The sequence below is a fragment of the Lysobacter xanthus genome (assembly GCF_047159895.1).
In genome coordinates this window covers 1-10,329 of the sequence record NZ_BAAGAB020000079.1, presented here as the reverse complement: position 1 = coordinate 10,329, position 10,329 = coordinate 1, and the positions used below count along the sequence as shown (strand labels likewise).

The 10,329-nt window shown below is 71.6% G+C and carries 14 protein-coding genes; 4 read left to right on the top strand and 10 right to left on the bottom strand.

Annotated elements, in window-relative coordinates:
* The 3 genes from ACY35P_RS13740 to ACY35P_RS13730 form a co-directional block, all read right to left on the bottom strand.
* A partial coding sequence (locus ACY35P_RS13740; protein ID WP_462116406.1) for an SDR family NAD(P)-dependent oxidoreductase occupies window positions 1–420 on the bottom strand: 420 nt, incomplete at its 3' end.
* Between the two features lie 65 nt (window positions 421–485).
* Window positions 486–1,451, bottom strand: a complete 966-nt coding sequence (locus ACY35P_RS13735) for an MBL fold metallo-hydrolase (RefSeq protein WP_462116405.1) — start codon at window positions 1,449–1,451, stop codon at window positions 486–488.
* Between the two features lie 67 nt (window positions 1,452–1,518).
* Window positions 1,519–2,361 (bottom strand): NAD-dependent protein deacetylase, encoded by an 843-nt coding sequence (locus ACY35P_RS13730; RefSeq protein ID WP_462116404.1) that lies wholly within the window; start codon window positions 2,359–2,361, stop codon window positions 1,519–1,521.
* 39 nt (window positions 2,362–2,400) lie between these two features.
* Here ACY35P_RS13730 and ACY35P_RS13725 point away from each other — a divergent pair, with 39 nt between their 5' ends.
* The gene (locus ACY35P_RS13725; RefSeq protein ID WP_462116403.1) at window positions 2,401–2,592 is read left to right on the top strand and encodes a hypothetical protein; all 192 of its coding nucleotides are present in this window, start codon (window positions 2,401–2,403) and stop codon (window positions 2,590–2,592) included.
* Here the strand turns inward: ACY35P_RS13725 and ACY35P_RS13720 are convergent.
* The 3 genes from ACY35P_RS13720 to ACY35P_RS13710 all read right to left on the bottom strand — a co-directional run bounded on the left by ACY35P_RS13720 (window position 2,583) and on the right by ACY35P_RS13710 (window position 4,546).
* On the bottom strand, window positions 2,583–3,383 hold the full coding sequence (locus ACY35P_RS13720; protein ID WP_462116402.1) for a glucose 1-dehydrogenase: 801 nt from the start codon (window positions 3,381–3,383) through the stop codon (window positions 2,583–2,585). The two genes, ACY35P_RS13725 and ACY35P_RS13720, sit on opposite strands and share 10 nt — an antisense overlap.
* 16 nt (window positions 3,384–3,399) lie before the next feature.
* Window positions 3,400–3,708: an HPF/RaiA family ribosome-associated protein gene (locus ACY35P_RS13715; protein ID WP_462116401.1), complete on the bottom strand. Its 309-nt coding sequence runs from the start codon at window positions 3,706–3,708 to the stop codon at window positions 3,400–3,402.
* 64 nt (window positions 3,709–3,772) lie between these two features.
* Window positions 3,773–4,546: an alpha/beta hydrolase gene (locus ACY35P_RS13710; protein WP_462116400.1), complete on the bottom strand. Its 774-nt coding sequence runs from the start codon at window positions 4,544–4,546 to the stop codon at window positions 3,773–3,775.
* 83 nt (window positions 4,547–4,629) lie between these two features.
* Here ACY35P_RS13710 and ACY35P_RS13705 point away from each other — a divergent pair, with 83 nt between their 5' ends.
* From ACY35P_RS13705 to ACY35P_RS13695, 3 genes are all read left to right on the top strand, one after another.
* Window positions 4,630–5,334, top strand: coding sequence for an SOS response-associated peptidase (locus ACY35P_RS13705; RefSeq protein WP_462116399.1), 705 nt, complete (start codon window positions 4,630–4,632; stop codon window positions 5,332–5,334).
* A 126-nt stretch (window positions 5,335–5,460) separates the two neighbouring features.
* Window positions 5,461–6,570, top strand: coding sequence for a diguanylate cyclase domain-containing protein (locus ACY35P_RS13700; protein ID WP_462116398.1), 1,110 nt, complete (start codon window positions 5,461–5,463; stop codon window positions 6,568–6,570).
* A 75-nt stretch (window positions 6,571–6,645) separates the two neighbouring features.
* Window positions 6,646–7,320: a COG4315 family predicted lipoprotein gene (locus ACY35P_RS13695; protein ID WP_462116397.1), complete on the top strand. Its 675-nt coding sequence runs from the start codon at window positions 6,646–6,648 to the stop codon at window positions 7,318–7,320.
* 33 nt (window positions 7,321–7,353) lie between these two features.
* Here the strand turns inward: ACY35P_RS13695 and ACY35P_RS13690 are convergent, their stop codons facing one another.
* The 4 genes from ACY35P_RS13690 to ACY35P_RS13675 all read right to left on the bottom strand — a co-directional run bounded on the left by ACY35P_RS13690 (window position 7,354) and on the right by ACY35P_RS13675 (window position 10,276).
* Window positions 7,354–7,569: a hypothetical protein gene (locus ACY35P_RS13690; RefSeq protein WP_462116396.1), complete on the bottom strand. Its 216-nt coding sequence runs from the start codon at window positions 7,567–7,569 to the stop codon at window positions 7,354–7,356.
* Window positions 7,570–7,715: 146 nt separating this feature from the next.
* On the bottom strand, window positions 7,716–8,558 hold the full coding sequence (locus ACY35P_RS13685; RefSeq protein WP_462116395.1) for a GspE/PulE family protein: 843 nt from the start codon (window positions 8,556–8,558) through the stop codon (window positions 7,716–7,718).
* 11 nt (window positions 8,559–8,569) lie between these two features.
* Window positions 8,570–8,938: a response regulator gene (locus ACY35P_RS13680; protein ID WP_462116394.1), complete on the bottom strand. Its 369-nt coding sequence runs from the start codon at window positions 8,936–8,938 to the stop codon at window positions 8,570–8,572.
* Between the two features lie 96 nt (window positions 8,939–9,034).
* Window positions 9,035–10,276 (bottom strand): TIGR03862 family flavoprotein, encoded by a 1,242-nt coding sequence (locus ACY35P_RS13675; RefSeq protein ID WP_462116393.1) that lies wholly within the window; start codon window positions 10,274–10,276, stop codon window positions 9,035–9,037.
* Window positions 10,277–10,329: the final 53 nt, after the last annotated feature.

The following is a 10,329-nucleotide window of genomic DNA, read 5'->3' as shown; positions in this document are numbered from 1 at the left end:
CGTGCGGCCGAGCATCGAGGCGATGTTGATCAGCGTGCCGCGGCCGAGCTTGCGGAACTCGCGCATCGCCGCGTGGCTGCCGGCAATGGCGCCGCCGAGGTTGGTCTGCATGACGCGCAGGTGGTCTTCGAGCGGGATGCGCTCGAATGCACCGAGCGCGGCGACACCCGCATTGTTGATCCAGACGTCGATGCGGTTGAACTTGGCCATGGCGACCGCGGCCAGCTTCTCGACGTCGTGCGGGTTGCCGACGTCGCAATGCACGGCGACGGCGTTGCCGCATTCGTCCGCGAGCTGGTCGAGCAACTGGTTGCGGCGCGCCGCGAGCACGAGGTTGTAGCCCTGCTCGGCGAGGCGCAGGGCGACGCCGCGGCCGAAGCCGCTCGAGGCGCCGGTGATGACGACGGTGCGTGCGGGCATTGCGGTCTCCTGCGGATGGACCGCCCCATCCTCCGGCGTGGGGCGTCGTGGCCGGGTGTTGATCCTCAGTGGGGACGCCCGCGGGGCCCTTCGTCGTGATGCGGCGGCAGGTGCGGCGCGTGCGGCACGACCTCGACGCCGTCGCCGGGCGACCGCTTGAACGGCGAGCCGCGCATGCGTTCGGCCGGAATGCGCGCCGAACGACCCGCGATCCGCTCGAACTCGAGCACGTCGTGCGAGCAGAACAGGTCGATGTCGCCGGGCTGGTCGCGATGCAGCGCGCGCAGCCGCTTCTGGTTGCCGAGCCGGGCGCTGCGATCCTTTTCGAGCATCCACTGGTAGAAGCGCAGGCCGGGCGTGCAGTGCGGCCGCAGCGGATCCATCTCGGCATGGTGGAAATAGGCGTCGCCGGCGTCGAGCAGCCAGCGCCCGCCGTTGCGGACGGCGACGCCGACGTGGCCATGCGTGTGGCCGGGCAGGGGCACCAACAGCACGTCGGGCGGAAGCCCTTCGAGGTCGCGCACGCAGTCGAAGCCCATCCAACGCTCGCCGGACGCGCCGGCATAGGTGTGCCACTGGTCCTTCGTGGACCACTGCTGCGGGCGGAAGCGCTGGCGATCCATCCAGGTGCGCTGCGCCTCCGCGTCCTCGCGCTCGCGGGTCATCAGGTGCACGCGCGCATGCGGGAAGTCGTCGAGGCCGCCGGCATGGTCGAAGTCGAGATGCGTCAGGACGATGTCGCGCACGTCGCGCGGATCGAAGCCCATGCGCTCGACCTGCCGGATCGCCGTCATCTCCTCGCGGAAGTCGGGCGCCACCAGACCGAGGAAGAAGCCGGACAGGCGGCCGCGTGGATCGCGTACGTCGCGCAGGCCGAGGCCGGTGTCGACCAGGACGAGGCGGTCGTCCGCCTCGATGAGCAGGCAATGGTTCGTGAGGTGGCCGCGCTCGACCATCGACGGCGTGAAGCCGTCCATGAGGCGGCCGCCGAGCGGGCAGGTCGAAATGCAGTTCAGGTGATGGATCTTCATGGCCGGCAACGCGAAAGGACCGGACTTCGATCTACGGCGCGTTCGGTCGGCAGGTCGTGACAGCGGCCTATGGGGCGAGCGCGGCGGGCAGCACCTGCGTGCAGTCCGCACGAAGTACCAGCGAGGCGAGGTCGTCGGCACGGGTGGCGCCGCGCGTCAGCAGTGCGACCGGCAGGCCCGCCTCGTCGGCCATGCGCGCGAAGCGGTAGCCCGAATAGACCATCAGCGACGAGCCCACCACGAGCAGCCCGTCGCTCGTCGCGAGCGCATCGCGTGCGGCTTCGAAGCGCGCGCGCGGCACGTTCTCGCCGAAGAACACGACATCCGGCTTGAGCATGCCCCCGCAGACGTCGCAGGCGGGCACGTCGAAGCCGGAGAAGTCGGTGCGTTCGAGGTCGGCATCGCCATCGGGCGCGAAGGCGGCGATCGTGTCGATCCAGCCCGGGTTCGCCTGTTCGAGGCGCCGCTGCATCGCATAGCGCGGCGTGGTCGTCTCGCAGGCGAGGCAGCGCACGGTGTCCAGCCGCCCGTGCAGGTCGATCACGCGGTCGCTGCCCGCGCGCTGGTGCAGGCCGTCGACGTTCTGCGTGAGCAGGAGGGACAGGCGCCCGCTGGACTCCCAGCCGGCGAGCGCCGCGTGCGCGGCGTTGGGGCGTGCGTCGGCGAAGCGCGGCCAGCCGGCGAACGAGCGCGCCCAGTAGCGCCGCCGCGTCGCGTCGTCGCCGGTGAAGGCCTGGTACGTCACCGGTGGCGCTCGCTTCCAGCCGCCGGACTCGTCGCGGTAATCGGGGATCCCCGAGGCGGTGCTGCAGCCCGCACCCGTCAGCACGAAGACGCGACGTCGCGGGGCCGGCCAGTCACGCAGCGCCTCGGTGGCCAGCGCGGGGTCGTGTGCGGTCAGCGCATCCATGCAGGCATCCTAGGCGCGAATCCGACTCCGGGACACGCCATGCCGACCGATCGCCGTCCGCCGTGGAAGAAGCCGCCGCCACCGTCGCGCGGCGGTGCCGCAGGGAAACTCTCGCCTGCGCAGATCGATGCGGCGCGTGCCCGTGCGGAAGCCAACGGCCGTCGGTATCCGAACCTGGTCGACAACATGTGGGCGATGCGGCAGCCGATCGGCGCGCCGGATCAGTCGTAGCGCATACGGCGGCGCATGCCGCCGTCGGCGACGATGTGCTCGCCCGTCACGAAGCCCGCCGCATCCGAGAGCATGAACACGGCCAGCGCGCCGATGTCCTCGGGGCGGCCGACCCGACCTGCCGGGTGCTGCGAGTGGTCGCGCCGCGTGAGCCTAGGCCGGTGGCGCGACGCCGGTTTCCGCCACGCTTCGGTCGGCACCCAGCCGGGGCTGATGCAGTTGACCCGCACGTCGGGCCCGGCACTGACGGCGAGCGCATGGGTCAGCGCGACGAGGCCGCCCTTCGCCGCCGCGTAGGCCTCGGTGTCGGGCTCGGACTGCAGCGCGCGGGTCGAGGCGATGTTCACGATGCCGCCCCGCGTGGCGCGCAGGGCCGGCAGTGCTTCGCGACTGCAGAGGAACGCGCCGGTCAGGTTCGTCGCGAGATAGCGGTTCCAGTCGGCCAGCGAAAGCCGTTCGATCGGCCCGCTGTGCGGATCGGCGATGCCGGCGTTGTTGATCAGGCCGTCGATGCGGCCGTACGTGCGCAGCGCCGCCTGCACGAACCGCTCGACCGAGGCCTCGCGCGCGACGTCGAGCCGTCGGAACATCGCCGCGGCGCCCGCCTTCCATTCGTCGAGGCAGGCGCCGCCGGCCTCGGCATCGGTATCGCCGACGACCACCGCACCGCCGGCCGCGAGCACGCATTGGGCGATGCCGCGGCCGATGCCCTGCGCGCCGCCGGTCACCAGCACGACCCGGCCGCGCAGCGGGGCGGGGTCCATGACGGGAATCGGCGGCGTCAGGCCCATCGTGGCTCTCGATGGCTCAGTGCAGGCGACCGAGGTCGTGGTCGAGGCGACGCTGAAGCTTCTTCGCCGCGCCCGAGATCGCCGCGGCGAGCGTATCGGCCTCGTCGGAGCAGGCGACCGGCGGGCGGCCCTCGAGCTTCGCCTCCAGCACGCAGTGCTTGTCGTTGCCGCCCTTCTTGTCGGCGTTCTTGTAGTGCAGGTGCACTTCGATGCGCGTCACCTGGTTTCCGAAGCGCTCCAGCAGGCTGTCGAGCGACTGGCGCACGTGGCGCTCCACCGACTCGTCGTTCTTGATGTGGTTGTCCGTATTGATCTCGATGTGCATGCGGTTCTCCTGTTCGACGCGACGAGGCTAGCGGCGTGCGCGTGTGCGCGCGGTCGGCCTGGCGTCAGTGCGGGGTGGAGGGCTTCGACGCCGCGCGTTCGGCATCGATGGCGCGGAAGATCGCTTCGGTCATCGGCGTCCACGTGCTCCAGGCGTGCTTGCCCGGCCGCACGATCACGTGGTCCTGCGGCAGCAGGCCCGCGACGAGCGGCATGCCCTCGCGGAGGTAGTCGTCTTCGCCGTAGCCGAGCCAGACGTTGCGGGCGCGCTCGGGCTCCTTGGACCAGGTTTTGAGATGCGCCCAGAGATCGCGCTGCCAGTCGTCCGCGGACGCGGGCTTCGCCGCCGCCGACCAGCGCGCGAGGCCGCCGGCCGCGCGGATCTCGTCGTGGATCGCGCGCTCGCCCGTGTACGGGGCGAGCAGGATCATGCCGTCGACCTGGCCCGGGTACATGCGGTCGTAGAGGATCTCGCCCATGCCGCCGAGCGAGGCGCCGACGATCCAGATTTCGGTGTAGGCACGGCGACGCGCGGGCAGCAGCACCTCGTCGTGCAGGCGCTGCGCGGCGCTGCGGTCGAGGTAGTAGGGCATCGACAACTCGGCGAACAGCACGTCCGCGTCGGGCCAGACCCGCTGGATCGCCTCGCCGACGCCGCTGCGGCGCATGGACTCGAGCCGGTCGCGGCGTCCCGGCAACACCACCACCAGCCGATGCGAGCCTTCGGTCGAAGGCAGCAGCGCGGTCGGCACCGGTCGTGCCGGATCGACACCGCGTGGAACACAGGCGAGCAGCGCGCTCGCGGCGAGGAGTGCGACGGACCAACGCAGAAGGCGCATGGAACCTCCATTCAGGTGCGACGAGTGTGGCGGGCCGCCGTGACAGGGCAGTGGAGAAACGGTCAACGGCGTCGTGCGGATGCATGCGTACACTTCATGCCATGTGCGGACGCGACACCTTCAAGGCGACCTGGGCCGAAGTGCAGGCGTTCTCGCGCCCCTTCGTGGTGGACGTCCCTGCGGAAGAGCCGGAGCCCACCTTCAATCGTGCCCCGACGCAGCGCGGCTGGGCCGTCGTGCCTCAGGGCGATGGCGAGGGCGGCCTCGTGCTGCCGATGCGCTGGGGCTTGCTGCCGCCGTGGGCGAAGGACACGCGGCTGGCCTACAGCACCATCAATGCCCGTCTCGACGGCATCGCCACGAAGCCGGCGTTCCGCAGCGCCTGGAAGTCGCGCCGCTGCCTGGTGCCCACCTCGGGCTACTACGAGTGGAAGCCGGTCGCCGGGGGCAAGCAACCGTTCTTCATCCATCCCGACAAGGCGCCCGTGATGTTCTTCGGCGGGCTGTTCGAGGCGCGGCCCGACGGCGCCGGCGGCGAACTGCTGACCTACAGCATCATCACCCGCGAGGCCGACCCGCACCTCGCCGGGATCCACGACCGCATGCCGCTGATGCTGCAGCCGGACGTGTTCGGCGACTGGCTGCGCGGCACGCCCGAGCAGGCGATGGAGATCGCACTCGCGTCGCCCGGCGTTCCGGTGGAGGCGTATCCGGTCGATCGCGCCGTGGGCAACGTCCGCAACGATCGCCCGTCGCTCATCGATCGGGTGCAAGCGGCGGTCGACTGAACACGGTCGGGCTGCATGAACAGGGGCATCCATCGTCGGATGTGTGACCGCTGCACGCAGCGACTCACACGCGCTTGATCGTGCGGTGACCACCATTGCCGGATCGTCGTACCGGATTCCGCAACCGTGCTGACCCCTGGACGACCCCGCACCGAACGGGGCCTGCCCTGGATCGCCTCCTCTTCGAAGGACAGCGAAATCCATCGGCTGCGTGGAATGGTGGCCGCGCTCGCGGCCATCGCCGAGCACCCCGGCAGCACCGAATCCTTCATCGAGTACGCGCTCGACAAGGTGGTGGAGGTCACGCGCGCCACGGGCGGCGTCGTGCTGCTCGACGGCGCCGAGGCGGGCATGGCGATCGCTTCCGCGCGCGGCCAGATGGCGCGCGTCGGCGTCGACGAATTCACCGGCGGGCAGACCCTCGCACGCGCCTGTATCGAAGCCGGCACGTGCATGCGCAGCGACGCGGCCGTCGGCGACGAGCGCATCGTCGGCGCGTCGCGCCGCACGAACTCGCTGCATGCGCTGATCGCCGCGCCGTTGTCCTACGGCGAGGAAGTGCTGGGCGTGCTCGAGGTCTGCTCGTCGGTCACGCATGCGTTCGACGACATCGACGCGCAGGCCGTCTCGCTCATCGGCAATGCGATGGGCGCGGCGCTCGGCCGGCAGCTCGCGCTGGAAGAGAACGCGCGCCTGCTGCGCCGCCTGCACGATGCGCTGCTCGACACGCAGGCGACGGCGCAGATGTACCAGGACGCCGCCTCGCTCGACGTGCTCACGGGGCTGCCCAACCGGGCGACGTTCGAAGCGCAGCTCGAAGCGGTCTGCGCGGCGCACCAGGGACAGCCCAACCGGTTCGGCCTGCTGTTCCTCGACCTCGACGGATTCAAGGAGGTCAACGACACCTATGGCCATGCGATGGGCGACGAAGTCCTCCGCGCGGCCGGCTCGGCACTGCGCGAGACGCTGCGCGACACCGACGTGGTCGCGCGCCTGGGCGGCGACGAGTTCGTCGTGTTGCTCACCACGCTGCGCGACGCGGACCGCGACGTGCGTTCGGTCGCCGACGCGGTGGAGGACGAGCTCGCGCGTCCGCGCGTGGTCAACGGCGTGCGCCTGCGCATCAAGTGCAGCGTCGGCTGGGTGATCCACGACGGCGAGGCCCACGCGGCGCAGATCCTTCACGCGGCCGACGAGCGCATGTACGAGCAGAAGCGCAAGCGCAGCCGTCGCTGACGCACGACCCCGCGCTCACGCCGCGGGGGCTATTCATCGCTCCGATGCGGCGCGCCCGCGACTTCGGAGACGACCATGCAGCATCCGCACTCGACCGCACGCTTCCTGGGCGCGACGGTCCTCGCCTTGTCGCTCGCCGCCTGCCGCGGGCAGGGTGGCAACGACACGCTCGCCGACGGCGCGGTCGATCGTCCGACGGCAAACAACGGCTCGACCGGGGTCGGCCCGGGCGCACCGCCGGTGGATTCCGCTGGGCCGGGCGAGGGCAACAGCGCGTCCATGTCGGCCGCCAGCCCGCAGGGCGCGCCCAGCGGCGCGACCACGCTCACCCTCGCGCAGGGCGCCAAGGGCCCGTACCTGACCAACTCGGCCGGCAACGCGATGTACTTCGTCGAAGGCGACACCGACGGCGGCAAGTGCACCGGGCCGTGCCTGCAGACATGGCCGCCGGTGACGGTCACCGACCAGCTGCCGATGGGCGCGGCCGGCCTGCAGGGCGCCAAGATCGCGACGATCACGCGCGCCGACGGCGCGCGGCAGGTCACATTCGAGGGGCACCCGCTGTATCGCTACGCGGCCGACGCCGGCGCGGGGCAGGCCAACGGCGACGGGCTGAAGGACAAGTTCGGCACCTGGCATCTCGCCGCCCCGAGCGCGGCGGTGGCACCTGCGGGGCCGAGCGGCGCCGCTGCGAACGGGACGGGCAGCGCGACGGCCGCGCCCGCGTCCGGCGGCAAGACCCCGGGCTGAGGCCGGTGGCGACGGCCGGCGAAGCGCCGGCCGTCAGCCGAAGGCGCGACGCGGTGCGGCCGGCTCGAAGTGGATGGCGCTGCGGCCCGCGGGCGAGAGGCAGCGATCCCAGGCGCTCTGCAGCAGGCCCTTGGCGTACAGGTCGTCCTCGAGCTGCTTGTCGATCTTGGCGCGTCCATCGACGGCCAACAGGCGAAGCGCCGCCAGTTCGCGCGGGCTGAGAAGCGTCGGCTGCGTGAAGTGGTTCATGGTCGGGCTCCCTTGCTCGGTGGCCAGTCTGGAGCCCGCGGAGTTCAAGGCCGCGTGAAAATCACGGCCGCCGCCCGTCGGCCGGACGAGCGGCCCCAACGGGCGGTTCCACGGCCGGCCGGACTGTCGCCGGGCCGGGTGAGACGTCAGTCGCCGAGCACCAGAATGAAGGGGCCGAGCTGCGAGGTCATCGAGACCAGCACGTGCATGCCGTCGTCGAGCGCACTCATCGGCGTCTCGAAATCCGGCGGCTCCGCCCGGTAGCTCGCGTCCTCGGGAAGGCTGTCCTTCACGACGTAGCCCATCAGCACGTTCACGAACTCGCCGAGCGCGTCGCGGGCGAGTTCCTCGTCGCAGGCCTCGGGCGGGATCGACAGGAACGCCTGCGCGATCGCATGCATGGTCGCAGCCTCGCAGGCCACGCCGATCGCGAGCGGACGCTCGGCGGCGACGCGCACGAGCGCGAGCGCATCGACGCGGTGCGGATTCGCGGGGTCGGCAACGCTGGAGAACTGGCACTGCGTGCGCAGCAGGCGCGGGAAGAGCTTGTTGCAGGTGGCGATCGAATTGCCGACGCGCCGGCCCAGCTGGTGCGTGGCGACCATCGCATCGAGCGAACGCATCGCATCGTCGCGCTCGCCGGCGTGGTCGCGCAGTTCGGCTTCGAGCCGCTCGCGGTCGAGGAAGCCTTCCTCGACGAGGATCTCGCCGAACAGCTTGCGGCGCGACTTCTGCTCGTCGAGCAGCGAGGCGACCTCGTCGGAGGTCAGCAGGCCCATCGATTGCGCGATGTCGCCGAAGCGCTTGTCCTCGCGACGCTGGCGCTCGTTGACCGCTTGCGCCTGGTCGGCGCTGAGCATGCCGCGCTCGCAGGCGAGTTCGCCGAGCGCCGGGTTCGAGACGCGCTGGACTTCCAGTGCGCGCAACAGCTGCGCCGCATCGATGACGCCCTTTTCCAGCAGGAACTGGCCGAAGAACTTGGCTGCCATGGTCGCGGGCCTCAGGCGGTGACTTCGGCGAGCACGCGCGAGAGCGTGTCGCGGTCGATCGGCTTCTGCAGGTAACTCTTGGCGCCCATCTTCAGGCACTGCTCGATGTCGTTCTGCGCGCCGAGCGAGCTGAGCACGATGACCTTCGCGGCCGGATCGAGTTCGAGCAGGCGCTTGAGCGCGGCCTTGCCGTCCACCTTCGGCATCACGAGGTCGAGCAGCACGACGTCGGGCTTCAGGGCGAGGTACTGCTCGACCGCCCTGACGCCGTTGTCGGCTTCACCGGCGAGCGCGTAGCCGCAGGCATCGAGCTGCTGCGCGGTGAGCATGCGCAGCGCGCGGGAGTCGTCGCAGAGGAGAACGGAAGGACGTTCGCTCATCGGGGTTTCCTGGCACGCATCCGGCGCGCGCATCCGTCGGGAACGAACATCGTCCCTCGCGATCCCTATCGGCGTGCCTAGCGCTTCCTTGAGGGCTCAGCGGGCGAGCCAGCGGACGGCCGCGCGGCCGGCGCGGAGGCCGCTCGCGAAGCAGGCGGTGAGCAGGTAGCCGCCGGTCGGCGCCTCCCAGTCGAGCATCTCGCCCGCGACGAACGTCCCCGGTCGCGTGCGGAGCATGAGCCCGTCGTCGAGCATCTCGCCGCGCACGCCGCCGGCGGTGCTGATCGCCTCGGCGAGGGGGCGCGCCGACCGCAACCGCAGCGGCAGGCGCTTGAGGGTGGCGGCCAGGCGGGCCGGGTCGTCGGGCAGGGGCACGCCGAGCGCCTCGTGCAGCAGCCCGGCCCGGACCGCGTCGATGCCCGCCTGCCGCCGCAGGTGCTCGGACAGGCTGCGCCGGCCGCGCGACCGGGCGAGCGCCGCTTGCAGCGCATCGACGTCGCGGCCCGGGACGAGGTCCAGCATCAGCACGGCCTCGCCGTCGCGGGCGATCGTGTCGCGCAGGTCCGCGGCGAGCGCATACACCAGGCTGCCCTCGATGCCGTGGGCGCTCACCACGCACTCGCCCTGCAGGCGTCGGGGCTGCCCGTCGATGTCCGTCCAGTGCGCCACCAGCGGCTTCAACGGCGCACCGGCGAAGCGCGATGCGAAGTGCGGCGTCCACGCGACATCGAACCCGCAGTTGGCGGGCTTCAACGGCGCCACGTCGACGCCGGCTGCCTCGAACGGCGCCACCCACGCCCCGTCGGAGCCCAGCTCCGGCCAGCTCGCGCCGCCGAGGGCAAAGACCGTGGACGACGCGTCGAAGATCCGCGGCCCGTCGGGCGCGTCGAACGCGAGCGCGCCGTCGTCCGTCCAGCCCGTCCAGCGGTGGTGCACGTGGATGCGAACGCCGGATTCGCGCAGTCGGCGCACCCAGCCGCGCAGCAACGGCGCGGCCTTGAGGTCGACCGGGAACACGCGGCCCGACGAGCCGACGAACGTCTCGACGCCGAGCCCGCGCGCCCAGTCGCGCAGTGCATCGCCATCGAAGTCGTCGAGCCAGGCGCCGACCTCGGCCGTGCGTTCCCGGTAGCGCGCGTCGAACGCGGGCCGCGGTTCGCCGTGGGTGAGGTTGAGCCCGCCCTTGCCGGCGATCAGGAACTTGCGGCCCACCGAGCCCTTCGCCTCGAAGACGTCGACCTCGACGCCCGCCGCGCGCGCGACCTCCGCGGCCATCAGGCCGGCGGGGCCGCCGCCGACGATTGCGAGGCCGGGGAGTCGGGTCGTTGCTGGCGGCATTCGGGACGGCGTTCGCGGGACGGCCGCACAGGATGCCTGCACCCGCGGCCGCC

Excerpts from the sequence above, each read along its gene's own strand:
- ACY35P_RS13735 (WP_462116405.1), bottom strand. The coding sequence starts at position 1,451 with ATGAAGATCCATCACCTGAACTGCATTTCGACCTGCCCGCTCGGCGGC.
- ACY35P_RS13730 (WP_462116404.1), bottom strand. The coding sequence starts at position 2,361 with ATGGATGCGCTGACCGCACACGACCCCGCGCTGGCCACCGAGGCGCTG.
- ACY35P_RS13725 (WP_462116403.1), top strand. The coding sequence starts at position 2,401 with ATGCCGACCGATCGCCGTCCGCCGTGGAAGAAGCCGCCGCCACCGTCG.
- ACY35P_RS13720 (WP_462116402.1), bottom strand. The coding sequence starts at position 3,383 with ATGGGCCTGACGCCGCCGATTCCCGTCATGGACCCCGCCCCGCTGCGC.
- ACY35P_RS13715 (WP_462116401.1), bottom strand. The coding sequence starts at position 3,708 with ATGCACATCGAGATCAATACGGACAACCACATCAAGAACGACGAGTCG.
- ACY35P_RS13710 (WP_462116400.1), bottom strand. The coding sequence starts at position 4,546 with ATGCGCCTTCTGCGTTGGTCCGTCGCACTCCTCGCCGCGAGCGCGCTG.
- ACY35P_RS13705 (WP_462116399.1), top strand. The coding sequence starts at position 4,630 with ATGCGTACACTTCATGCCATGTGCGGACGCGACACCTTCAAGGCGACC.
- ACY35P_RS13695 (WP_462116397.1), top strand. The coding sequence starts at position 6,646 with ATGCAGCATCCGCACTCGACCGCACGCTTCCTGGGCGCGACGGTCCTC.
- ACY35P_RS13690 (WP_462116396.1), bottom strand. The coding sequence starts at position 7,569 with ATGAACCACTTCACGCAGCCGACGCTTCTCAGCCCGCGCGAACTGGCG.
- ACY35P_RS13685 (WP_462116395.1), bottom strand. The coding sequence starts at position 8,558 with ATGGCAGCCAAGTTCTTCGGCCAGTTCCTGCTGGAAAAGGGCGTCATC.
- ACY35P_RS13680 (WP_462116394.1), bottom strand. The coding sequence starts at position 8,938 with ATGAGCGAACGTCCTTCCGTTCTCCTCTGCGACGACTCCCGCGCGCTG.
- ACY35P_RS13675 (WP_462116393.1), bottom strand. The coding sequence starts at position 10,276 with ATGCCGCCAGCAACGACCCGACTCCCCGGCCTCGCAATCGTCGGCGGC.